Origin of the sequence: Cnuibacter physcomitrellae (assembly GCF_014640535.1) — a bacterium.
Lineage (GTDB): Bacteria > Actinomycetota > Actinomycetes > Actinomycetales > Microbacteriaceae > Cnuibacter > Cnuibacter physcomitrellae.
The window spans coordinates 888,995-912,163 of the sequence record NZ_BMHD01000001.1 but is presented as its reverse complement, the minus strand read 5'-3'; the positions used below and the strand labels follow the sequence as shown (position 1 = coordinate 912,163).

Annotated in this window: 18 protein-coding genes and 2 riboswitches; of the genes, 14 read left to right on the top strand and 4 right to left on the bottom strand. The window is 71.0% G+C overall.

All coding sequences use genetic code 11. The features are described from left to right. Positions 1-7 precede the first annotated feature (7 nt). Positions 8-1,033 carry a class II fructose-bisphosphate aldolase gene (gene fbaA / locus IEX69_RS04305; protein WP_085019873.1) on the bottom strand — a complete coding sequence of 342 codons (1,026 nt, stop codon included), beginning with the start codon at positions 1,031-1,033 and terminating at the stop codon, positions 8-10. Between the two features lie 193 nt (positions 1,034-1,226). Between fbaA and IEX69_RS04300 the strand changes: the two genes are divergently transcribed. The 5 genes from IEX69_RS04300 to glpX all read left to right on the top strand — a co-directional run bounded on the left by IEX69_RS04300 (position 1,227) and on the right by glpX (position 7,164). Further along, entirely contained in the window at positions 1,227-2,588 is a 1,362-nt protein-coding gene (locus IEX69_RS04300) for an NAD(P)H-dependent oxidoreductase (protein ID WP_085019872.1), read from the top strand. A 64-nt stretch (positions 2,589-2,652) separates the two neighbouring features. Beyond that, complete coding sequence (locus IEX69_RS04295) at positions 2,653-3,444, top strand: FadR/GntR family transcriptional regulator (protein WP_217348598.1); 792 nt, start codon at positions 2,653-2,655, stop codon at positions 3,442-3,444. A gap of 67 nt (positions 3,445-3,511) precedes the next feature. Beyond that, entirely contained in the window at positions 3,512-4,834 is a 1,323-nt protein-coding gene (locus tag IEX69_RS04290; RefSeq protein WP_085019871.1) for an MFS transporter, read from the top strand. Positions 4,835-4,888: 54 nt separating this feature from the next. Next, on the top strand, positions 4,889-6,160 hold the full coding sequence (locus IEX69_RS04285) for a four-carbon acid sugar kinase family protein (RefSeq protein WP_085019870.1): 1,272 nt from the start codon (positions 4,889-4,891) through the stop codon (positions 6,158-6,160). A gap of 17 nt (positions 6,161-6,177) precedes the next feature. Continuing rightward, positions 6,178-7,164 carry a class II fructose-bisphosphatase gene (gene glpX / locus IEX69_RS04280; RefSeq protein WP_174604576.1) on the top strand — a complete coding sequence of 329 codons (987 nt, stop codon included), beginning with the start codon at positions 6,178-6,180 and terminating at the stop codon, positions 7,162-7,164. Positions 7,165-7,324: 160 nt separating this feature from the next. Here glpX and IEX69_RS04275 read toward each other — a convergent pair whose 3' ends face one another. Both IEX69_RS04275 and IEX69_RS04270 read right to left on the bottom strand, forming a co-directional pair. Further along, positions 7,325-8,875, bottom strand: a complete 1,551-nt coding sequence (locus IEX69_RS04275; protein WP_085019869.1) for a DNA recombination protein RmuC — start codon at positions 8,873-8,875, stop codon at positions 7,325-7,327. Between the two features lie 116 nt (positions 8,876-8,991). Next, entirely contained in the window at positions 8,992-10,593 is a 1,602-nt protein-coding gene (locus tag IEX69_RS04270; RefSeq protein WP_174604453.1) for a PucR family transcriptional regulator, read from the bottom strand. A 164-nt stretch (positions 10,594-10,757) separates the two neighbouring features. Between IEX69_RS04270 and IEX69_RS04265 the strand changes: the two genes are divergently transcribed. The 3 genes from IEX69_RS04265 to IEX69_RS04255 all read left to right on the top strand — a co-directional run bounded on the left by IEX69_RS04265 (position 10,758) and on the right by IEX69_RS04255 (position 14,376). Then, positions 10,758-12,269 carry a CoA-acylating methylmalonate-semialdehyde dehydrogenase gene (locus tag IEX69_RS04265; protein WP_085019867.1) on the top strand — a complete coding sequence of 504 codons (1,512 nt, stop codon included), beginning with the start codon at positions 10,758-10,760 and terminating at the stop codon, positions 12,267-12,269. A gap of 75 nt (positions 12,270-12,344) precedes the next feature. Continuing rightward, positions 12,345-13,418, top strand: coding sequence for a redox-regulated ATPase YchF (gene ychF / locus IEX69_RS04260; RefSeq protein ID WP_085019866.1), 1,074 nt, complete (start codon positions 12,345-12,347; stop codon positions 13,416-13,418). Between the two features lie 475 nt (positions 13,419-13,893). Then, positions 13,894-14,376 (top strand): DUF5071 domain-containing protein, encoded by a 483-nt coding sequence (locus IEX69_RS04255; RefSeq protein ID WP_085019865.1) that lies wholly within the window; start codon positions 13,894-13,896, stop codon positions 14,374-14,376. A gap of 178 nt (positions 14,377-14,554) precedes the next feature. Here the strand turns inward: IEX69_RS04255 and IEX69_RS04250 are convergent, their stop codons facing one another. Further along, a complete protein-coding gene (locus IEX69_RS04250; protein WP_085019864.1) occupies positions 14,555-14,863 on the bottom strand; it encodes a hypothetical protein in 309 nt (102 codons plus the stop codon). Between the two features lie 58 nt (positions 14,864-14,921). Between IEX69_RS04250 and IEX69_RS04245 the strand changes: the two genes are divergently transcribed. From IEX69_RS04245 to gcvT, 6 genes are all read left to right on the top strand, one after another. Further along, positions 14,922-15,689, top strand: coding sequence for a hypothetical protein (locus IEX69_RS04245; RefSeq protein WP_085019863.1), 768 nt, complete (start codon positions 14,922-14,924; stop codon positions 15,687-15,689). Next, the gene (locus IEX69_RS04240) at positions 15,676-16,800 is read left to right on the top strand and encodes a hypothetical protein (protein ID WP_085019862.1); all 1,125 of its coding nucleotides are present in this window, start codon (positions 15,676-15,678) and stop codon (positions 16,798-16,800) included. The genes IEX69_RS04245 and IEX69_RS04240 overlap by 14 nt, the downstream gene beginning before the upstream one ends. A 49-nt stretch (positions 16,801-16,849) precedes the next feature. Next, positions 16,850-16,996: a hypothetical protein gene (locus tag IEX69_RS04235; RefSeq protein WP_157127186.1), complete on the top strand. Its 147-nt coding sequence runs from the start codon at positions 16,850-16,852 to the stop codon at positions 16,994-16,996. Positions 16,997-17,072: 76 nt separating this feature from the next. Beyond that, a complete protein-coding gene (locus IEX69_RS04230) occupies positions 17,073-18,869 on the top strand; it encodes a hypothetical protein (RefSeq protein WP_085019861.1) in 1,797 nt (598 codons plus the stop codon). Beyond that, positions 18,869-21,775, top strand: a complete 2,907-nt coding sequence (locus IEX69_RS04225) for a tetratricopeptide repeat protein (RefSeq protein ID WP_157127185.1) — start codon at positions 18,869-18,871, stop codon at positions 21,773-21,775. The genes IEX69_RS04230 and IEX69_RS04225 overlap by 1 nt, the downstream gene beginning before the upstream one ends. A gap of 30 nt (positions 21,776-21,805) precedes the next feature. Then, a riboswitch (glycine riboswitch) is annotated at positions 21,806-21,894 on the top strand. Next, positions 21,895-21,992, top strand: a riboswitch (glycine riboswitch). A gap of 55 nt (positions 21,993-22,047) precedes the next feature. Next, positions 22,048-23,169, top strand: coding sequence for a glycine cleavage system aminomethyltransferase GcvT (gene gcvT, locus IEX69_RS04220; protein ID WP_085021468.1), 1,122 nt, complete (start codon positions 22,048-22,050; stop codon positions 23,167-23,169).

Genomic DNA, 23,169 nt, shown 5'->3' with positions numbered 1-23,169 from the left:
CGGGCGACTACTTCCCGGAGTGTCCGGCGGAGCCGAGCTGCTGGGTGGCCTCGACCACGCGGGCGGCCATCGCCGTCTCGGCCGACTTGCCCCAGGCGCGGGGGTCGTACACCTTCTTGTTGCCGACCTCGCCGTCGACCTTGAGGACGCCGTCGTAGTTCGTGAACATCCAGCCGGCGACGCCGCGGGTGAACGCGTACTGGGTGTCGGTGTCGATGTTCATCTTCACGACGCCGTTCGCGACGGCCTCGGCGATCTCCGCATCCGTCGATCCCGAACCGCCGTGGAAGACCAGGTCCAGGGGCTTCGGGCCGTGGCCGTACCGCTCCGCGAGTCCGGCCTGGATCTCGCCGAGAAGCTCGGGACGGAGTTTGACGTTGCCGGGCTTGTAGACGCCGTGCACGTTGCCGAAGGTGAGGGCGGCCATGTAGCGGCCGTTCTCGCCCAGGCCCAGGGCCTCGACCGTCTTCGTGGCGTCGGCCAGCGTGGTGTAGAGGTGCTCGTTGATCTCGTGGGCGACGCCGTCCTCCTCGCCGCCGACGACGCCGATCTCGACCTCGAGGATGGCGTTGATGTTCTTGGTGCGCTTCAGCATGTCCTGCGCGATCTCGAGGTTCTCCTCGAGCGGCACGGCCGAGCCGTCCCACATGTGCGACTGGAAGATCGGCTCGCGACCGGCCTTGACCTCCTCCTCGGAGGCGGCGATCAGCGGGAGCACGAAGTCCTCGAGCGCGGGCTTGGGGCAGTGGTCGGTGTGCAGCGCGACCGTGATGTCGTAGCTCTTCGCCACCTCGTGGGCGAAGCGGGCGAACGCCAGAGCGCCCGTGGCGCGGGCCTTCACGGACTGGCCGGCGAAGTAGTCGGCGCCACCGGTGGTGACCTGGATGATGCCGTCGGAACCGGCCTCCTGGAAGCCCTGGAGCACGGCGTTCAGCGTCTGCGACGAGGACACGTTGATGGCCGGGTATGCGAAGCCGCCTGCCTTCGCCTTGTCGAGCATCTCTGCGTACTGGTCGGGAGTCGCGATGGGCATGTCATCTCCTTCGGTGGGCGCGTCACGGCGCCGGCCTGTGCGTTCGACTCCGAGTCTAGGGCTCGGACCTCGGCGGGACTTGACACTCGATCCGATCCGGCGCACGATGGGTGAACGACAGATGGTCAGACCATCAGTCCTAAGGCAGATCGGATGAGGGCAACGGCGCTCATCTACGAGGGAGTAGTCCGCAATGAACCTGTTTTCGCTTCTCCAGAAGCGCACCGCCGAGAGCGGCCCCATCCGGGTCGGCGTCATCGGGGCCGGGAAGTTCTCATCGATGTTCCTGACCCAGGCCGTCGATCAGCCCGGCATCCACGTCGTGGGCGTCGCCGACATCAACGTCCCCAAGGCACGTGAGGCGCTCGAGCGCACCGGCTGGGCCCTCGACCGCTATGCCGCGTCCAGCCTCGACGAGGCGCTCGCCACGGGCGGGACGCACGTCACGGAGAGCGCGGACTCGCTCCTGACGAACGGCCGCATCGAGGTCATCCTCGAGATCACGGGCAACCCGATCATCGGCACATACCACGCGCTGAAGGCGATCGACAACGGCAAGCACATCGTCATGGTGAACGTCGAGGCCGACTGCATGGTGGGCCCGATCCTGGCTCGACGCGCGGCCGCCGCCGGCGTCGTCTACTCGATGGCCTACGGCGACCAGCCCGCGCTCATCTCGGAGCTCGTCGACTGGTGCCGCACTGTGGGCTTCGACGTGGTGTCGGCCGGCAAGGGGACCAAGTACCTGCCCGAGTACCACTACTCCACGCCCGACACGGTGTGGGACTACTACGGCTTCACCGCCGAGCAGCTGGCCACGGGCGACTACAACCCGAAGATGTTCAACTCGTTCCTCGACGGCACGAAGTCGGCGATCGAGGCGGCAGCCGTCGCCAACGGCACCGGCCTGATCCCGATGGACGAGGGCCTGCACTTCACGCCCGTCGACGTCGATGAGCTCTCGCAGAAGCTCAAGGAGCGCGAGAAGGGCGGGACGCTGTCTCGTCGCGGCACCGTCGACATCATCTCCAGCCTGAACCGGGATGGCACGGAGGTGGCCCGCGACCTTCGCTGGGGCGTCTTCGTGACCTTCGAGGCCAAGACGGACTACGCGGCGCAGTGCTTCGCGGAGTACGGCGTGAAGACCGACGACAGCGGGCGCTACGGCTCGCTCTACCGCCCGTACCACATGATCGGACTGGAGCTGCCCGTCTCGATCGCGTCGGCTGTCCTCCGCGGCGAGCCCACGGGCACCGCTCACGGATTCCACGGCGACGTCGTCTCGACCGCGAAGAAGGAGCTGCGTGCCGGTGAGACGCTCGACGGCGAGGGCGGCTACACGGTCTTCGGGAAGCTCGCGCCCGCCCACATCTCGCTCGGCCACAACGCCCTGCCCCTCGGCCTCGCACACGGCATGAAGCTCATCCGCGACGTGCCGAAGGATCAGATGATCTCCTGGGACGACGTCGACGCCGACGAGTCGCTGCTCGCGGTGCAGGTGCGCCGTGAGCTCGAGAGCGAGTTCCGCGCCGAGCATCTCGCAGCTACGGCCTGAGCCGATCCGCCTGTCGGAGGTCTGACCATCATGCCCGCGGAAACTACCATGAGGAGGTGCGCCGATGACCGCATCGGCGGCCTTCGAACGGGGAAGCGGGTCAGGCATGACGACCGAGTCGAGCGGATGGGAGCCCGTCCAGCGGGTGCGCACCTACGAGCAGGTGATGGCGCAGATCGAGGAACGCATCCTCGACGGCCGGCTCAAGGTGGGCGACCACCTGCCGAGCGAACGCGATCTCGCGGTGCTGCTGGGCGTCTCGCGGCCGTCGCTGCGCGAGTCTCTGCGAGTGCTCGAGGCGCTCGGCGTGGTCGACATCCGACGGGGTGGTGGTGCGGATGGGGGAGCGGTCCTCCTCGGCACCCCCGGCCCCGGGATGGTGAACCTGCTCAAGCTGCAGCTCGCGCTCGGGCACTTCAGCCAGCACGACGTGCTCGAGACGCGCCTCGCGCTCGAGACGTGGTCGGTCGCGGAGGCCGCCCGGACGTCGACCGAGGATGACATCCGGGAGCTCGCCGCCATCCTCGATCAGATGGATGCCCCCGACATCACCGCGGACCAGTTCAACAGCCTCGACGCCGCGTACCACGTGCGTATCGCGTCGTCGTCGGGCAATGCGCTCGCCGCCCACCTCATGGGCTCGCTGCGCATCGCCATCCACAAGCAGATGATCGACGCGTACGCCCGCCTGGCCGACTGGCGGAAGACCGCGACGATCGTCCGTGCCGAGCACAGGAGCATCCTCGCCGCCATCGAGCGGAAGGACGCGGACGAGGCTGTGCGCCTCGTCCGCGAGCACATCACCGACTTCTACAAGACCGGACGAGTCGGAGGCGTGGTGCTGCCCGACGTGTGACGGGCCGGGTGACCGGCTCGACGCACCCGGTCACCCGCCTGCCGCATATCAAAGGAGATACACCCCCATGACCACCGTCACTCAGCCGACTGCGAAGCAGGCGGCCCAGGGTTCGCCCGACAAGCTGAAGACCGCCTTCGGCTCCGCAGTCGGCACCACCATCGAGAACTACGACTTCCTCGCCTACGGCACCGCCGCTGCGCTCTACTTCGGCACCGACTTCTTCCCGAACACCGATCCGGTGGTCGGGGTGCTGCTCGGATTCCTGACCTTCGGCATCGGGTTCGCCATGCGACCGATCGGCGGGATCATCGGGGGCTACCTCGGTGACAAGATCGGGCGGAAGCCCGTCCTCGTCGGCGCGCTGTTCGTCATGGGCATCTCGACCGTCCTGATCGGACTGCTGCCGACCTACGCGCAGGTCGGTCTCCTCGCTCCGCTGCTGCTGACCGCCATCCGCGTCATCCAGGGCCTGGCGTTCGGCGCCGAGTGGGGCGGCGCGATCCTCATGACGTTCGAGCACGCGCCTTGGCGCAAGCGCGGCAAGTACGCCGCCATCCCGCAGGCCGGTGTGCCCTTCGGAGTGTTCCTCGCCAACCTCGCGTTCCTCGCCACCGCCGGCTTCGACAGCGAGTGGGCGTGGCGCCTGCCGTTCCTGTTCTCCGCGATCCTGATCATCGCGGGCATCATCATCCGGCTGAAGGTCTCGGAGAGCCCCGAGTTCGTCGAGACGAAGTCGACCGGCATGGTCGTGAAGAACCCGATCCTCACGGTCATCCGCGAGGACTGGAGGAACATCCTCCGCGTCATCGGTCTGCGCCTGGCCGAGACCGGCGGCTTCTACGTCATCGTCACGTACATGATCAGCTACATCACCTCGAACGAGCTCGCCGACCGACAGGTCGCCCTGACCGGCCTCATCATCGCCACCGGCCTCGGCATCTTCACGACCGTGTTCTGGGGGGCGCTCAGCGACCGCGTCGGCCGTCGCACGATGTACCTCATCGGCTCAGCCGCCACGATCGCGTTCGGCTTCCCGATGTTCCTCCTGGTCAACACAGGCGTGCCGTTCCTCATCATCGGCGTGTACTTCATCGCGCTGACGGTCATCCACGACCTGCTGGCGGGCACGCAGGGCGCGTACTTCAGCGAGCTGTTCCCGACCCACACCCGCACCTCGGGCGCGTCGCTCGGCTACCAGTTCTCGGCGGCGATCTCGGGCTTCATCCCCTTCATCGCGACCGCGGCAGCGGCCGCGATGGGCTGGACCGGTGTGGCCTGGATCTTCGTCGCGGTGGGCGTCATCGGGTTCGTCGCAGCGCTCCTCACCCGTGAGACGTGGGGGAAGAAGGAGCGGGCCGAGGTGGACGCGATCATCGCCCCCGGATAGTCCGCACCCGCCTTGCCGCCCGACCCGCCGTCTCGTCACCCAAGGAGAGAGCCCATGAAGACCGTCATCCTCGACGACGACCCCACCGGCACCCAGTCCGCCTCGGGCGTGCCCGTGCTGCTCACGACCAGCGAGGAGCTGCTCCGCGACGCGCTCGGTGAGCACGACAGCGTCTACGTGCTCACCAACTCCCGGGCGATCGGCGAGACGGATGCGGTCGAGCTGGTCACGCGCATCCGTCGCGAGAGCGAGGCCGCCGCGGCGTCGCTCGGGCAGAGCGTGCAGTTCGTGCTGCGGGGCGACTCCACCCTGCGCGGCCACGTCTTCCCCGAGACCGAGGCGTTCCTGACACCCGAGGCGATCGTGGTGTTCGTGCCCGCCTTCCCCGACGGAGGTCGCACGACGGTCGACGGCGTCCACTACGTGGCGGTCGACGGCGTGCGGATGCGCGCGGACGAGACCGAGTTCGCCGAGGATCCGGTGTTCCCGTTCCGGACCGCGGTGCTCGTCGACTACGTCGCGGAGAAGTCGGGACGGCGGGCGTACGGGCTCACGCGCGCCGAGCTCCGCGACGACCCGGCCAGGCTCGTGGAGCTCCTGCGGACCGCGCCGGCGGGTGCCGTCGTGGTGCCGGACGCGGAGACGAACGACGACATCCGGGCGATCGCGAGGGCGCTCCAGTCCGCGCGGGAGAGCGGGCGCACGATCGTCGTCCGCAGCGCTGCGCCGCTCGCCGCGGCGCTCGCCGGGGTCGAGAGCGACGGACTGCTCGCGACACCGCTGGTGCCGCAGAGAGTGCGCACGCTCCTCGTCTGCGGATCGCACACGGCGGGAGCGACCGCCCAGCTCGCCCTCGTGGGGGAGCGCTTCGGGCCGTTCTCGGTCATCGACACGGAGGACGCCCTCCTCGACCCCGCCGCCGAAGGGCGCCGCGCGGCCGAGGCCGCCCGGCCCCTGCTCGAGTCACGGGGGATCGCGGTCGTGACGACCGAGCGCGTCCGCTCGGCCTCGCACAACACGCTCCAGCACGGCGAGAAGGTCATGACCGCGCTCACGACGAGCGTGCGAGACCTGCTGCCGGACGTCGACGTCGTGGTCTCGAAGGGCGGGATCACCTCGGCCGACGTCGCTCGCCTCGGACTCGGCGCCACCCGGGCGGTGGTGATCGGCCAGGTGCTCGCCGGGGTCTCGGTGTGGCGGCTCACGGTCGCCGACGGCCGCTCCCTGCTCTACGTGGTGGTGCCCGGCAACGTCGGCGGGCCGTCCACGCTCCTCGACGTGCTCACGGCCCTCCGCGTCGGCGGCGAGGCGGACCGGGACGCGTGATCACCCCGGTCGGTAGGCTGGGCGACGTGACCAGCGACAAGAAGTACGAGAACCCCGACCGCAACCTCGCGCTCGAGCTGGTGAGAGCCACCGAGGCCGCCGCCATCCGGGCGCAGCCCTGGATCGGCAAGGGCGACAAGAACGCCGCGGACGGCGCCGCCGTCGACGCCATGCGGGCGTTCCTCGGCACGGTCGACTTCGCGGGCACGATCGTGATCGGCGAGGGCGAGAAGGACGCCGCCCCCATGCTGTTCAACGGCGAGCAGGTCGGCACCGGCGTCGGTCCCTCGGTCGACATCGCGGTCGACCCGATCGACGGCACCTCCCTCACCGCCGCAGGGCGGCAGAACGCGCTCTCCGTGCTCGCCGCCGCCGACCGCGGGACGATGCTCGACGCGTCGAGCGTGTTCTACATGAACAAGATCGTCACCGACGCCGACGGCATCGGCGTGATCGACATCGAGCGGCCGATCGGCGACAACATCCGCGCCCTGGCGAAGGCGAAGGGGAAGGACGTGGGCGAGCTCCGCATCGCCGTCCTCGACCGGCCCCGTCACGCCCAGCTGATCGACGACATCCGCGCGGCCGGTGCCGGCACGCGTCTGCTGCTCGACGGCGACGTGGCCGGCGGCATCAACGCCGCCCGTTACGGCACGCGCATCGACATGTGCGTCGGCATCGGCGGCAGCCCGGAGGGTGTGGTCACCGCGTGCGCGATCAAGGCGCTCGGCGGGTTCATCCAGGCCAAGCTCGCGCCGAAGGACGACGACGAGCGCCAGAAGGGGATCGACGCCGGGCTCGACGTCGACGCCGTACTGGGCGCCGACGACCTCGTGAGGAGCGACAACACGTTCTTCGTCGCCACGGGGGTGACCGACGGTGGGCTCGTGGCCGGTGTGAAGCGACTCGGCCCGATCATCCGCACCGAGTCGGTCGTGCTGCGGTCGCGGTCGGGCACCATCCGCCGCATCGAGGCCGACCACCTAGCCGAGAAGTGGCTCTGAGGCCCTAGAGGCTCGCTCGCGGCCGCCTGTCCCGCCACCCTCACGTGGTTCCGCCACACTCAGGTGGTTCCGCCACACCGATCTGCATGGCGGAACCACCTGAGTGTGGCGAAACCGCTCAGGTGCGGTGAGACCGCGCGGGATGCGACGCGGGGTGCGCTCAGGCGCGGGCGGAACGCGGAGAGTCGTCGGAGGCGTCGACGGGGAACGCCAGCATCTGCGCGTCGGCGTCCTCGGGGGCGGAGGCCGCGCCGCGGGCGGCGGCGTCGAGGGCCGCCGGCGTGGCGACCTCGAGCTCGGCCAGCAGCTCGTGGGCCGAGACCTCGCGCGGCGTCTCCTCGATCGCCTCGACCGGCTCGAACAGGTTGTCGCCCGAGAGGGCGGCGAGCTTGCGCGCGGTGGGAAACACCTTCCGCTCGAACGAGCCGATGAACGCGTTGTAGTCCTTCACGCTGCGGTCGATCGTGCGGCCGAGCTTGCTGATGTGCCCCGCCGTGGTCCCGAGCCGGCCGTAGAGCTCCTGGGAGAGGTCGAAGAGCTGACGCGCCTCCTGGGTCAGGACGTCCTGCTGCCAGGAGAAGGCCACCGTCTTGAGCACCGACCAGAGCGTGACGGGCGAGGCGAGCGCCACGCGCTTGGCGAAGGCGAACTCCATGATCCCCGGATCCGCCTCGAGCGCGCTCGACACCAAGGACTCGCTCGGGATGAACGCGATCACGAGCTCGGGGGAGGCCTCGAGGCCGTTCCAGTACCCCTTGCTGCCGAGGGCGGTGATGTGGGCGCGGAGCGCCTTGACGTGCCTGTCGAGCAACTGCGTGCGGCGATCGAGGTCGGCCCCCGCAGCCGTGGCCGGGATGGCGCTCGCCTCGAGGTACGCGTCGAACGGCACCTTCGCGTCGACCGCGATGTTCTTCCCGCCAGGGAGGTGCACGACCATGTCCGGCCGACCGGCGCCGGAGTCGCTGGAGATCGTGGTCTGCACGTCGAAGTCGACACGCTCGATGAGGCCGGCGGCCTCGACCACGCTGCGCAGCTGGGTCTCGCCCCAGACGCCGCGCGTCGAGTTCGACCGCAGTGCCGACGCGAGCGACTCGGCCGTGGACCTGAGCCGCTCCTCCGACTCGGAGGCGCTCCGCAGCTGCTGGCTGAGCTCGCCGTACTGCTGCTGACGCTGCTTCTCGAGCTCGGCCACCTTCTCCTGCATCGCCGTCAGCGTCTGCTTGACGGGACTCAGCGCCAGCAGGACCCGGCCGTCCTCCTTCTGGCGGGCGGCATCGCTGTCCTGCAGCTCGCGGATGCGCTCCTGCAGCTCGCGGATGCGCTCGGCCTGATCGGCCAGCTGCTCGCGATGCTGTGCCTCCTGGGCGGCGATGCGCTCCTCGGTCTGGGAGCGAAGGAGCTCGACGCGTTCGCGGGCCTGCTCGGTGACGTAGGCGAGCTGGTTCTCGTGCCCCTGGGCTTGCGTGGCGGCCTGCTCGCGGAGCAGCGTCGCGGTGGCCTCGAGCGCGGCGGCGCGAGGCCGCAGCTCACCCAGCTCGGCCTGGACCGAGACGAGCTGGACCTTCGTGGCGGCGAGCTCGGCCTCGGCAGCGTCGCTCGCGACCGAGCCGTCGGTCGCGACCTGTCCCCGGCGGGACAGGAGCCACGAGACTCCGAGGCCGAGGGCGGCGCCGATCGCGAGGCCGATCACGAGCGTGAGCAGAGCATCCATGAGGACAGTGTGTCATCGGCCTCCGACAGCGTCCTCGAGGCACGTCGGGATGGGCACAGACCGAGGTCCAGCGTGGCCTGTGCAGGAGGCGGTCGGCCTCCGGGCGGCGCGATCGTTCAGTCGCGGCGGAGGAGGCGCAGGGCGAGCCAGACCTCGGCCCGGTCCGTCGGATCGTCGAGGTCGCGGCCGAGGAGGACACCGGCACGGGCGACGCGGGTCCGCACCGTGTGGCGGTGCACGCCGAGCACGCGCGCGGCCCGGTCCCACGAGCATCCGCTCTCGAACCACGCGCGTACGGTGTCCTCGAGGGAGGCCCCCTCCGCCGTCCGCGCAGGGTCGGCGTCAGCCTCCAGGATCGGGGCGAGCATCCGCCGTGCCAGGCCCTCCGCTCCGCTGGCGACGAGGAGGCCCTCCAGTCCGTCCCCCACGAGGTCGTCGTACTCGCCGATCGCCGCGCGCGAGGCGGTGTGGGCGGCGGCGGCCTCGGACAGGCCGCGCTCGAGCGTCGCGGCGTCGACCCGGCCGGACACCCCCGCGCGAACGCCATGAGCGGAGAGCAGCGAGCGCACGGTGCGCATCCCGAGCTCGTCGGCGATCATCACGAGGTCGCCGTCCCGTTCGGCGAAGAACGTCCAGCCGCGATCTCCGGCGGCGGCCTCCAGCGCGTCGAGCAGCTCCGCCGACTCCGCACCGTGCGGGGCGACCGCGACCCGCAGCGGCCCGTCGGGTGCGGTGCCCCACAGGGGAGCCGCGACCCTGTCGGCAGTGTCCAGGCGCCCGCTGAGCAGCAGCTCGAGGGCTCCGCTCCGGAGCCGGCGGCGCTCCAGGTCGAGGGCGCGCCGCTGCTCGAGCGCGATGCTGGCCAGCGCGAGCACGCTCGCCACGAGGTCGTTGGCCGCGGGATCGAAGGGGGCCGTGGTGCGGACCGCGAGCACGCCGAGCGGATGCGCGGACGTCCCGATCCGCTCCAGGGCCACGGCCTCGTCGGAGCCGAGGCTGTGGCGGCGGTTCGGACGGGGCGTCGTGAGCGTGCGCTGCACGAGCAGCTCGACCTGGTCGGCGTGCTCGGCGGGGGCTCCGCCGAAGGGCAGCGGCCTGCCGGCGGCGTCGTAGAGCGCGGCCCATCCGCCCAGCCGTCGCTCGAGCTCGTCGATGGTCGCGCCCAGTCCTCCGCTGCTCGATGCCGCGCGCGCGACGGCGCGCTGGGCGTCGAGAGACCACTCCAGCCGCTCCCGCCGGTCTCGGGCCAGGATGTCGGCGACGTATCTGATCACGGCGATGAACGGCGTCCGTCGCGGCACGCTCAGCAGCGGCAGCCCGCGCTCCCGGCAGGCCTCGACGACCGCGTCCGGGATGCGGTCGTGCACGATGCCCTCGGACAGGCCGAGGCCGATGAGACCGCGGTCGGCCAACCGCGCCACGTACTCCTGGGCGAACCGCTCGGATCGGTCGCCCGCGAACTGCGCGCCGTCGCTGAGCAGGAGCTGGCCGGGCTCGAGCCACGGAGCAGGGTCGGGCAGGTCGGAGCTGTGCACCCAGGCGACCTCGGTCGCCAGCACGCGCGGGAGCGCCGTCTGCTCGCTCGAGTCGGATGCGCCCTCCGGCGCGCGCCCGGGCCCGCCCATGGCTCGCGGGTCGGGGCCGTCGTCGAGGGTCGGCCACACCATCCGGAGACCGAACTCCGGAGCCGTCACCAGGTCGCCGAGGGTCACCGGCATGCGCGCCCCGCACAGGTGTGCCACAACGTCGAACCCGGCATCTCCATGCTGTCCATTCTGGCAGTGTTCACCGTGCATCCGTTCGCCTAGCATGAGGGCACCGCAGCGCACCGCCCTGTCCTGGGAGGAGGCGGACCTCCCTCACGAAGCACTGGAGCACCTCGATGACCGACACCCTCGACACCGGCCTCGCCGTCGTCACCCACTGGATCTCGGGCGCGGAGTCGCCGTCGACGAGCGGTCGCACCTCGCCGGTGTACGACCCGGCCCTCGGCGTCGAGACCAAGCGCGTCGCGCTGGCGAGTCTCGAGGAGGTCGACGCGGCCGTCGCCAGCGCCAAGGCGGCGTTCCCGGGCTGGCGCGACACGTCGATCGCCAAGCGGCAGCAGGTGATCTTCGCCTTCCGTGAGCTCCTCAACGCGCGCCGCGGCGAGCTCGCGGAGATCCTGACGAGCGAGCACGGCAAGGTGCTGTCCGACGCGATGGGCGAGATCACCCGCGGTCTCGAGGTCGTCGAGCTCGCCACGGGCTTCCCGCACCTGCTCAAGGGGGAGTACTCGGAGAACGTCTCGACCGGGGTCGACGTCTACTCGCTGAAGCAGCCCCTCGGCGTGGTGGGCATCATCTCGCCCTTCAACTTCCCGGCCATGGTGCCGATGTGGTTCTTCCCGATCGCGATCGCCGCGGGCAACACCGTCGTGGTGAAGCCGAGCGAGAAGGATCCGTCGGCGGTGAACTGGATGGCGGCCCTCTGGAAGGAGGCCGGCCTCCCCGACGGCGTGTTCAACGTGCTCCACGGCGACAAGGTGGCGGTCGACGGGCTCCTCGAGCACCCCGACGTCAAGAGCATCTCCTTCGTCGGCTCGACGCCGATCGCCAAGTACATCTACGAGACGGCCGCGAAGAACGGCAAGCGCGTGCAGGCGCTCGGCGGGGCGAAGAACCACATGCTGGTCCTGCCCGACGCCGACCTCGACCTCACGGCCGACGCCGCCGTCAACGCCGGATTCGGATCGGCGGGCGAGCGCTGCATGGCCATCTCGGTCGTCGTGGCCGTGGAGCCGGTGGCGGACGCGCTGATCGAGAAGATCACGCAGCGCATGGCCACGCTGAAGGTCGGCGACGGACGCCGCTCGTGCGACATGGGACCGCTCGTCACGCGCGAGCACCGCGACAAGGTCGCGGGCTACATCGACGTCGCGGTGGAGGACGGCGCGGTCGTCGTGGTGGACGGCCGCGGCATCGAGGTCGACGGCGCCGCCGACGGCTTCTGGCTCGGCCCCACCCTCATCGACCAGGTGCCCACCACCTCGCGTGTCTACACCGAGGAGATCTTCGGCCCGGTGCTCTCCGTGGTGCGCGTCGCCTCCTACGAGGACGGCCTCGAGCTCATCAACAGCGGCGCCTTCGGCAACGGGACGGCGATCTTCACCAACGACGGCGGCGCGGCGCGGCGCTTCCAGAACGAGGTCGAGGTGGGCATGGTCGGCGTGAACGTCCCGATCCCGGTGCCCGTCGCCTACTACTCCTTCGGCGGGTTCAAGGACTCGATCTTCGGCGACACCAAGGCCTACGGCGAGGCGGGCTTCCGCTTCTTCACGCGGGAGAAGGCCATCACGTCGCGCTGGCTCGACCCGTCGCACGGCGGCATCAACCTCGGCTTCCCGCAGAACTGAGACCCTCTCGTCCGGGCCCTGCGGGCGGATGCGCGTGACCGCATCCGCCCGCAGGGCCGACTAGGGTAGAGGCCCGTGGCTCTCACTATCGGCATCGTCGGACTCCCGAACGTCGGCAAGTCGACGCTCTTCAACGCGCTCACCAAGAACACGGTCCTGGCCGAGAACTATCCGTTCGCCACGATCGAGCCCAACGTGGGTGTGGTGAACCTCCCCGACCCGAGGCTCCAGCAGCTCGCCGAGGTGTTCCACAGCGAGCGCATCGTGCCCGCGACGGTGTCGTTCGTCGACATCGCGGGCATCGTGCGCGGGGCCAGCGAGGGGGAGGGGCTGGGGAACCAGTTCCTCGCGAACATCCGCGAGGCCGATGCCATCGCCCAGGTGGTCCGCGGCTTCGACGACTCCGACATCGTCCACGTCGACGGCCGGGTCGACCCGGCGGGCGACATGGAGACGATCAACACCGAGCTCATCCTCGCCGACCTCCAGACCCTCGAGAAGGCCATCACGCGCTACGAGAAGGAGGTGCGGGGCAAGAAGCTCGAGCCCGTCGTGCTCGAGACGGCCTCCGCCGCCCGGGAGTGGCTCGACAGTGGACAGCCGCTCTCCGCCTCCTCGATCGACCTCGCGCCGCTGCGTGAGCTCGGCCTGCTCACCGCGAAGCCCTTCATCTACGTCTTCAACGTCGACGAGGGCGTCCTCACCGACCCGGCGCGCAAGGAGGCGCTCGCCGCTCTGGTCGCGCCCGCTCAGGCGGTCTTCCTCGACGCGAAGATCGAGTCCGAGCTCATCGACCTCGACCCGGCCGATGCCGCCGAGCTGCTCGAGTCGACCGGCCAGGAGGAGAGCGGTCTCGACCAGCTCGCCCGGGTCGGCTTCGACACGCTGGGCCTCCAGACCTACCTCACCGCCGGACCCAAGGAGTCCCGCGCCTGGACGATCGGCAAGGGATGGACCGCCCCGCAGGCTGCGGGCGTCATCCACACCGACTTCCAGAAGGGCTTCATCAAGGCCGAGGTGATCTCGTTCGCCGACCTCCTCGAGGCCGGCTCCGTCGCCGAGGCCCGCTCCCGCGGCAAGGCGCGCGTCGAGGGCAAGGACTACGTCATGCAGGACGGCGACGTCGTGGAGTTCCGCTTCAACGTGTAGACGGGGGCGCCTGTCGCCCGGATGATTCGAAGTCGTCGAACTGCAGGAACGCCACGTCCTTGGCGAGGCCGTCCGCTCGCGGCGCTGGGGCGGGGAGGCAGTCGAGGCGCACCGGAGTGGCCGGCGAGATGAAAGGTCCGAGCTGCCGCGCCGGTGAGCGCTGTCCACGAGGTCGCCGCCGACCCGGGACGCTGCGACTCTCCGATGGGAGCCGGTCTACGTCGACGGCGGGATCGAGAGCACGAAGCGGCTCTGGTTCGCTGTCATCACGGTCGACTTCGCTCCTCCCCGAGGCGCCTCGCGAGTCGATGATCGGGTTCATCCGCTCACCGTTGGGCTCGGAACGAATCCCGCACGGGGGATTGTGTTTCCGCCCGCCGGCTGGGAGCGACCGAAGCGAAGGATGCGTCTCGATGGCTCGGCGCAGTAGTGAGGTAAAGTCGAGATCTGCAAGCTGCCGAATCGGGAGGAATAGATGAGCGGCGGGTCCGAGGCGTTCTCAGAAACAGCGGCCCATAGCGAAGGCTTGTTTCGCCTCTACGGTCCTAATGCTCTTCGGGGCCTAACGACTGCCCAGTTGGAGGCGCTGCCCCGACACAAAGATGACCTGATCGATCGTCTGTCGGATCTCTCGCGAGGCGAGGAGCTCGGTTTGCTGGAAGCTCTGTTTCAGTGGACGCAGGACTCGAATTGGCCGATCTTTGCGCGCATCTCGGACTACTTGGTGCAGTTCCCGATCGAATCGGTCGGGATTGTCCGAAAAATACTGACTGGCCAAGACGATTCCTGGAAAGCAGCTACCTTAGAGTATGTCGTGGCGCGATGGCCTCTGCCTGTTCAAGCGATGCTCGAGGATGACTTGATACGCGTGGCCTCTACGCGTGATCTGGAAGGAGCCTGGACTGCGGCAGCTGACCGGCTTGACGTTATCGAGGAGCACACGCTCCGCGATTCTTAGATGAGGTCGAACGCGCGGCGGTGTCTTCGCTTCCGGGTCATCTGTCCGATGTCACGCACCAGATGCACCGATCATCCCGCGGGTGCTTCGATCATCTTCCCCTGTGTGAGGCGGGAACGCAGGCAGGCGCCACGCTTATCGGCCAAGCGGCGCGGGCTCAACCTTCATGCCGGTCACCTCAGGACCTCTGGGCTGCTCCGGGCCCCTCCGGCGGCAGGGTGAGGCGGATGCGGTTCTCGGTGTAGGCGGGATCGCCGGGGGAGGGCGCGGGGACGACGTGCTCCTGCTGCACCTGCCGCTCGAAGACGGCGTTGCGCGCCGAGGGGTTGAAGAGCTCGTCGACGACGCCGAAGCCCGCGACGCCGTGGCTGCCCGCCTCGTGCTCCTCGCGCTGGCGGGCGCGCTCGGCGGACATCATACGGGGGATCCCGATCAGCGCGGCGGTGATGGCGACGACCATCACCGCGAGTGCCACGAGGAGGTCCATCGCTCCACCGTATCCCACCTTCACCGAGGATTCCTCGAGGATGAGGTAAGCTCATCCCATGCAGTCCTCGTCCGGAGACCTCGTGATCGCGACCGATGCTCTCACGCGCGCGATCCCCGCGGCGGAGCGTCGGCGGCTGAGGCGTCCCGCCCCTGCCGGTGCGCCGAGGCGCCTGCTCGTCACCGTGGGCTCGTACGCGGCGACCGCCGTCGTGCTGGTCGTGGTGTGCGTGTACCTCGTCGGTGCCGACCTCGAGCTGCTGCCGATCGTCGGCGCGCTCATCCTCGCCTTCGTGGTGTACTCGGTGGTGGTCGGCCTCAAGCGGAGGCGACGAAGCGCCGAGGACGGCTTCCGGCTCGATCTCCTCGCGGCCGAGAACGGTCTTGAGATCGAGCGCGACGTCACCGACCCCGACACCCCGGGCGTGCTGTTCCGGGAGGGGACGGGGCGGATCACCGTCGTGCGCCTCCGTCGCCGATCGCCGCTGTTCCTCGAGGTCGGTCGCTTCCGTGCGACGGCCTCGGCGCTCGACGGGGGCGGCGGCATCGACGTGGGCTATCTCCTCGTGCACGATCCCGACTCGGCGAAGAGGTGGGGGTCGTCCGTCGCTGTGGGGATGACGGCGGCCACGTCACCGGCTCCGCCCGGCGGCGGGGCGCGCGCCCTGAGGGCACTGCCTGCCCTGAGCGTGGAGGAGTTGCCGCATCCGCTCCACGTCGAGGCGGAGGGGGAGTTCGTGCTCGTCTACTCCCCGCAGCCGTTCGCTCTCGAGCGGGCCGCGACCTGGCCTGCGCTTGCCGAGGCGGTGCGACGTGTCCGCAGCTGAGAGCCCGCTGCGCGGCCTCGACCTCGAGCCGCTCTCCGCGGCCCCTGCAGCTGACGAGCGGGCGTCATCTCGAGCTCGACTGAAGGCGGACGCTCCGGAGTTCGTCCCGCCCTGGCCGCTCCGGACGATCGCCGTCATCCTCGTCGTGGGGGTCGGCGCCCTCGCGAACGGCGTCCTGGCCCCGGTGAGCGCGTCGGGGATGATCCCTGGTCTGTCGCTTCGGGGCCTCTCGTTCCTCGTGGGCGCCACGATCCTCGTCGGCGGCGGGGTCTGGCTCGTGCTCAGCCGTCGTGCGGCCTGGGGCAGACGGCTCCGGCTCGCGGTGTTCGCCGAGCGGAACGGATTCGAGTTCCGACCCACCGACGACAGCGTGTACCCGGGCGTGCTGTTCCAGCAGGGTGGTGGTCGCCGACTCGAGAACGTCCTCCGGCGCAGCGGCGAGCGTGTCGTGGAGGTGGGGGAGTTCGTCTTCGAGACGGGTAACGAGAAGAACCGACGCGTGCATCGGCGTGGCTACCTCCTGCTGCAGCTCGATCGACGGCTTCCGCACATCCTCCTGGATGCCCGTGCGAACAACGGCCTGTTCGGCTCCAACCTGCCGATCGGGTTCAACCGCTCCCAGATCCTCAGCCTGGAGGGCGACTTCGACCGGTACTTCACGCTCTACTGCCCCTCGGGCTACGAGCGCCACGCCCTCTACGTCTTCACGCCGGACGTGATGGCGGCCTTCATCGACAGCGCCTCCCACGTCGACGTCGAGATCGTCGACGACCTCCTGTTCGTCTACGTCGGCGATGGTCTCCGGCTCGACGACCCGCACGAGTGGAGCCGGATCGAGGCGCTGGTGGCGGCGCTGTGGCCGAAGACCGCGAAGCAGACCGCCGCCTACTCCGACGATCGCGTGTCCGCGACGGTGCGCGGCGGTGGGTACCCGTCGGCGCAGGGGACGGCCGACGGTCTCGGTGCCACTCCCGCGCTCCGCGAGCGTCCGACCGAGGTGGCCGACGCGGGGCGTCGACTCCGAGCGCGGGTGCCCGTGCTGACGCTGGTGCTCTCCATCGCCTTCACGGGTGTCGCGGTCGCGTTCTGGGTGGTCCGACTCGCGGGCTGATCCGGCCAGGAGCGAGCGCGCGGGGGCGGGCCGACGTACGGTGAGGGGCATGAGCAGCATCGATCGTGGAGCACCCGAGGATCAGCCGACCGTGTGGGACGAGATCGGCACCGGAACCGATTCCGGCGACGACGAGGTGGGCGTCATGGAGGAGGAGTCCGACTTCTCGGAGGATGCCGAGCTCGGCGGCCCCTGAGCCCTTACACGAGGATGCTTCACTTTCTGCCGAGAAGTGAATAGGCTCCGTACTCGCACCGCGAGAAGGAGCTAGCATGGCAGGACTCGATGGCGCGATCACGCTCAGCGTCCCCACGCTGATCGGAGTCGCGTCGGGGCTGGTGATCGTCGCCGTGATCGGGCTCGTCACAGCCCGTGCAGTACGGACGTCCCGACGGCGACGCGCCCAGCTCCACGCCGAGCAGGGCTATCAGGTGGGCGTCGCCGCGGTCCGCGGCCCGAGACGCAGGCGATCGTCCGAGGGAGCCGCGCGGACGCCGACGGCCGGGGCGACGGGTCCCGCCCACACGGCGACCGCGCCGGACACGGCCTCGCAGCCTCTGCAGGACTCCGACGCCGTCGCCGAGCCCGCGTGGCCGCTCGGCCCCGAGCCGGTTCTGTCGCTTCCGCCCTTCCCCGCGGCGCCGGCGGGGGAGAGCAGCCGGTGGCCCCTGGCACCCGAGCCGGTTGCCGCCGCCGAGGATCCGGCCGCAGGCCATCCCGCCGCCGGCCGACCCACCTCCGACCGCGATCCGACTCCCTCGGCCACGGCGGTCAGGCTGTTCGGCCGGCCCGGCAGGGCAGTGGGCCTCGAGGCAGCCCGCGCCGTCTTCCTCCTCGCGCTGCTCGTCCCTGCGCTCGTCCCCTCCTCGTCGACGCTCGTCGTCACGGGGATCACGGCCGCCGACTGGTGCTCTCGGATCGGACTCAGCGGCGTCCTGCTCGTCTCGGCCGCCGCCTCGGTCGTCGCGCTCCGTGAGGGTGACGGTTCGCCGACGGAGCTGTCGCGCCGTCGGCTGCGACGCCTCACGCGGTCGTTGCTGCTCCTTCCGCTCGCTGCAGCGCTCCTCGCACTCGACGCGCCCGGCGGGGTGGAGGTCCTCCTGGCCGCCGTGCTGTCCCCGCTCGCCATCTTGCTCGCACCTCTCCGATCGCGGCTGCTCGTGCCGCTCGGATTCATGGTGCTCCTCCTGGCGCCGGCGATCTCCGCGGTGACGGCCTTCGTCCTTCCCCGCGCAGGAGACGCCTCCTCCGCCCTGCGGGCGGTCGGCGCCGTCACGGGATGGAGCGCGTCGCAGGGAGCGTCTCTCGCGATGGCCGTCGTCGCTGCGTTCGTCGGAGCGGCACTGGCTGGAGCGATCACGGGCGGCCCAGCACGTCGTGCGCTCGTGGCGCTCGCCGGTGCCGTTCTCGCCGTCGGCGGGTTCGCGGCCCTTCTGATGCTGCCGGGCCTGGAGTCCGTCCCCTCGTGGGCAGTCACTCCCGTCGCCGCGCCGGATCGGTCGTCGGTCGCCGTGCTGGCGACGTCGCTCGGCGTCGCCGTCGCCGTGACCGCGCTCCTGCTCCTCGCTCAGAACCTGCTGCGGGCCGCGCTGCTGCCCCTCAGCGCTGTGGGGAGCCTGGCGCTGTCCGCCACCGTGGTGGCTGGGGTGATCGTGCTGGCACGAGTGCCCGCGATCGTCGATGAGGCACTCCCGCCGCTGGCCTGGTTGCCGCTGGCGATCACAGCGCTGTCGACCGCGGTGCTCTGCGTCCTGTGGCGGACAGCACTCGGCGATGGCCCGCTGGAGCGACTGGTCGGGGCGGTCCTCGCCCGCATGGCTCCCGCGGCGAAGAGTGCCGAGGGCGAGGCCGAGGCCGAGGAGGGCGCCCGCCGGGTCAGGCAGGCCGCCGTCCCGCCGAGCCGCGCCGACGTCACCGTCCGCGCGACGAGCGAGAGGACCAGGCCGGGCGCACCGACATCCACACGCGCACCGACTCCGGCGCCGACCGCGCCGACGCCGCGCCCCTCGGATCCCCGCCCGGTCTCGCACTGGACACCCGGCCAGGCTCTGGGGCGCCTGCCCTACTGATGCAGCCGACCCACCACATCCGACGTCTGCTGAACCAGTCGGATCGCCTCACCCACGGCGCGTTCGAGCTCGAGGTGCTGCAGAGCGCCCGCGGACTGGCGCACTCGCTCGGCGACGACGAGCTGATCTACGCCGCCGAGCTCCGCCTCTCGAGCTGGGCGATGCTCGCCCGCGACGACAGCCTCCGTCTCGAGAGCTTCGGGCGGTGCCTCACGCTCCATCGCGCCGATCCACTGTGCTTCCCCACGAGCGTCGACGAGCTCGACCTGCTCTGGGATTACGCGACGATCACGAGAGCCCTCGCGGCGAGCCACCGTGTCAGCGCGGCGACGATCCAGCGCACCCTCGACGAGATGGTCGACGTCTACTCGGCGGCCGGTGCCGACCTCGCCCCGTGCTTCCTGGCCCGCTACGAGTGGTCGCTCCGCTCCGGCGGAGGCGACGGAGCGGCTCGTGAACGCTTCCTCCGCTCGGTCGAGGGCCGACCGGGGGTCTGCTGCCGAGGATGCGCGCACGCCGTGGAGCTGCGTCGTCACCTCGTCGCGGGCCGGGAGGCAGCTGCCGTCGCCGAGCTCGAGGCGCTCCGGCTGGACGACGACGGCTGCCCGACCGAACCCGAGGCTGCCGCCGCGGCCCTGCTGCTCCCGCTGGTGCGTCAGGGGAGGACGACCACCGCGTTGCAGCTGTCCGACGAGCTCGGCCGATCGTCGACGACCGGCGGCCTGTCGATCCTGGGAGCTCGGATCGGCCTGAGCGCCGTCGTCTCGGACCTCGAGGACGGCCTCGCGCTCGCCGTCTCGGCGGTGCAGCGACTGGCCCGGCACGAGCGGTCGACGGAGCAGGTCGTCGACCTCCTCGTCGGCCTGGGCGGGCTGCTCGACGCGCTCACCCGCGCGGGGCGAGGTTCCGCCGCCGTGCCGTTCGCCGAGCATCCCGCGTTCTCGGCGCTGATCGGCCCCCGCGTGGGCGCCTGGACGACCGCCACGCTCGGGCGGGCGGTCTGGGCACGAGCCCGTGATCTCGCCGGGCGTTTCGACTCTCGCGACGGGGTGACCGCGAGCGTGGCGCGGGTCGAACGCGATCGAGCGACCGGACACGGACCGCGTACGGTCATCGCGACCCGTGCGGCACTGCCCAGGGGATCCGGCGCTGCCCGCCGGGACGAGGACGTGCTGCCCGACACGCTGGCCTCGCTGACCGCCGCACGTGAGCACGCATCCGCGGGACGGGCCGATGAGGCCCGCCGGCTCATCGACGAGGGACTGCTGTGCGCCGACCGCGACGAGCGGGCGACCCTGCTCGAGCTCAGGGTGAGGCTCCTGGTCGACCAGGGCGCGCTGCGGGCGGCAGAGGAGGAACTGGAGCGTCGACTCGAGTGCCTCGTCGTCGACGACCTCGACGATGAGGCGGAGCTCGACCTGCAGCTCGGGCTGCTCCTGTTCGGCGGTGATGCCCCGGATGCGCTCCAGCGCTTCGCCGACTCCCTCGAGCGCTCCCGCGGTCTCGGTCTCGCAGACCCCGTCCTGGCGCGCCTCCTCCTCGCGTACGGGGGCGTGGAGCTGAAGAGGGGGCGGTGGCGCGAGGCAGACCGGCTCCTGGGCGAGGCGGTCACGAGGGCGTCGACGGCGCACCCCTCTCAGCAGCTGCGGGCGAGAGCGCTGCTGCTGCGTGCCCGCGCGAGGGGTGCCGCAGGGGACCACCGGGGTGCCCTCACCCTTCTCGGCGACGTGCTCGTCGAGCGGATAGACCGCGGGATCCGGGCCGCCGCCCACCTGCACCGCTCGCACGCCCATCTCGCGCTGGGCTCAGCGGACGACGGGGTGGCGGAGGCCGACCGGGCGCTCGCGGTCCACACGGAGCTCGGGGACCACGACGGCATGATCGACACCTGCGGGCTCCTGGCCGCCCTCCTGACGGACGCGGGCCAGCTCGACGGTGCGGTCGAGGCGCGGAGGACGGCCGCGCGGATCGCCGTGACGATCGGCCGGCCGGACGCCCTGGCGGCCCGCTTCGAGCTGGCCTCCGCTCTCGTGCTCGCGGGGCGGGGCGACGAGGCCCGCGCGGAGCTCGAGGGGGTGCTGGAGCACGCCGCACGCAGCGAGCACGGTCCGAGCACGGCGGAGGTCCTCTGGCTCCTGGGCCGGGCGTGCCGCGACGACGATGACGACGCAGCCGCCTACTGTGCCTGGAGTGTCGCCCTCGAGCACTTCGCCGCCGTCGACGACGCAACGGACGCCACCTCCGCGAACGCGGGTACGGACGCGGACACGGACGCGTTCGCCTCCGCGATCGCCGATGCGACCGCCACTGCGGCCGGTCCCTCCCCGGTCGAACGAGAACGGATGCGCCGCCGCCGCCTCGAGCTGGAGCTGACCCTCGGCGAGCTGCTCGCCGACCAGGGGAGCGAGGAGGCCGTCGACCTCCTCGATGCGGCACGGGCGTCGGCGATCCGGCTCGGCGACCCCGACGAGCTCGTCGAGCTGCGGCTGCGTGCGGCACGGGCGCTCGCGGCACTCGGTGACAGGCACGCCCTGCAGGAGATCGACGCGGTCGCGACCGTCCGCGCCGCGGTGACGGACCGAGCGCTCCGGGCCCGCACCCTCGAGGCCAGAGCCCGCGTGCTCGACGACCTGGGCGACGAGGACGCGGCGATCGAAGCGGCACGGGTGTCCGCCGACGAGTTCACCCGGATCGGCGAACCCGCCTGCTCGGCGCGACTCCGGCTCTTCGCCGGCCGGATGCTGATGCTCGTCGGCAGGCCCGAGGAGGCACGCGCGGAGCTGGCGCTCGCGGCGGCGGCGCCGGGGCCGGACGGGCGCGCCGCCGAGCAGGAGCTCGCGCGGCTCGACGGCCGCGAGGCCGCGGCCTCCGGCGAGCCCTCGACCGCCGAGGCCCGACCCGGCTAGACTCGCAACCACAATCGAACAACGGGCCCACACGTCACAGCGGGAGAGCCGGCTCGAGCCGGCACCGAAGGAGCAATCCTCCCCGATAATCTCTCAGGTCCTCGTACCGCTGTGACCAGGCCGCTCTGGAAAGCAGTCCGCGCACCGATGCGGGCTCGCCGATGGTGAAAGCCGCTCACGCGGTGAAGCTCTCAGGCCCGATGACAGAGGGGGAGTTCTTCGCCACCAGCGCGACGCCGTCGGCGTCGTGCTCCGCGCACGCTGGAGAGCTCATGCCCCCCGAATCGTCCCCCTCCCGACCCTCCCCGCTCCAGGCCGAGCACGAGGCGGCGGGCGCCTCCTTCGTCGACTTCGCCGGCTGGTCGATGCCGGTCCGCTTCGACAGCGACCTCGCCGAGCACCGGGCCGTCCGTGAGGCGGCGGGCCTGTTCGACCTGTCGCACATGGCGCAGTTCACCCTGACCGGTCCGGCCGCGGCGGAGGCGGCGGACCACGCCCTCGTCTCTCGCGTCCAGGACCTCGAGGCCGGCCGGGCGAAGTACTCCCTCCTGCTCGACGACGACGGGGGCGTCCTCGACGACGTCGTCGTCTACCGGCTCGCCGACGACGAGGTGCTCGTCATCGCCAACGCCGCGAACCACGACGTCGTCGTCCGCTCCGTCCGAGAGCGCGTCGAGGGGCTCGACGTGATCGTCACCGACCTGGACGACCGCGCCCTCATCGCCGTCCAGGGGCCCCAAGCCGCGCAGGTGCTCGCGGAGACCCAGGGCCTCGAGGTCGACGACCTCGGCTCCCTGGGCTACTACCGCATCGCCGCCGGCTCGTTCGGCGCGACACCGGTGCTCCTCGCCCGCACGGGCTACACGGGCGAGGACGGGTTCGAGATCTCGATCCCCGCGAGCGAGGCCGCCGCGCTGTGGCGTGCTCTTCGCGATGCGGGAGAGCCCCTCGGGCTGGTCGCCGCAGGCCTCGCCGCTCGCGACACGCTCCGCCTCGAGGCGGGCATGCCGCTCTACGGGCACGAGCTCGGCACCTCCATCCGACCGCCTCAGGCCGCCCTGGCGCGGGTCGTCGCCGCGAGCTCGACGGCTCCGGGCGCCGAGGCCGCCCGCTCTCCCCTCGGTCCGGATGAGCGCCGCCTGGTCGGTCTCGTCGGGGAGGGGCGCCGAGCACCCCGGGCGGGATACGCGGTCTTCCCCGACGAGTCCGCGACGGATCCGATCGGCGAGATCACGAGCGGCGCGCTCTCGCCGACCCTCGGCCACCCCATCGCCATGGCGTACGTCGACCCCGCGTCCGCCGCCTCCGACACCACCCTGTACGTCGACCTGAGGGGGAGCCGCCTCCCCGTCACGGTCGTCTCCCTCCCGTTCTACCGCCGGAAGAAGGACTGA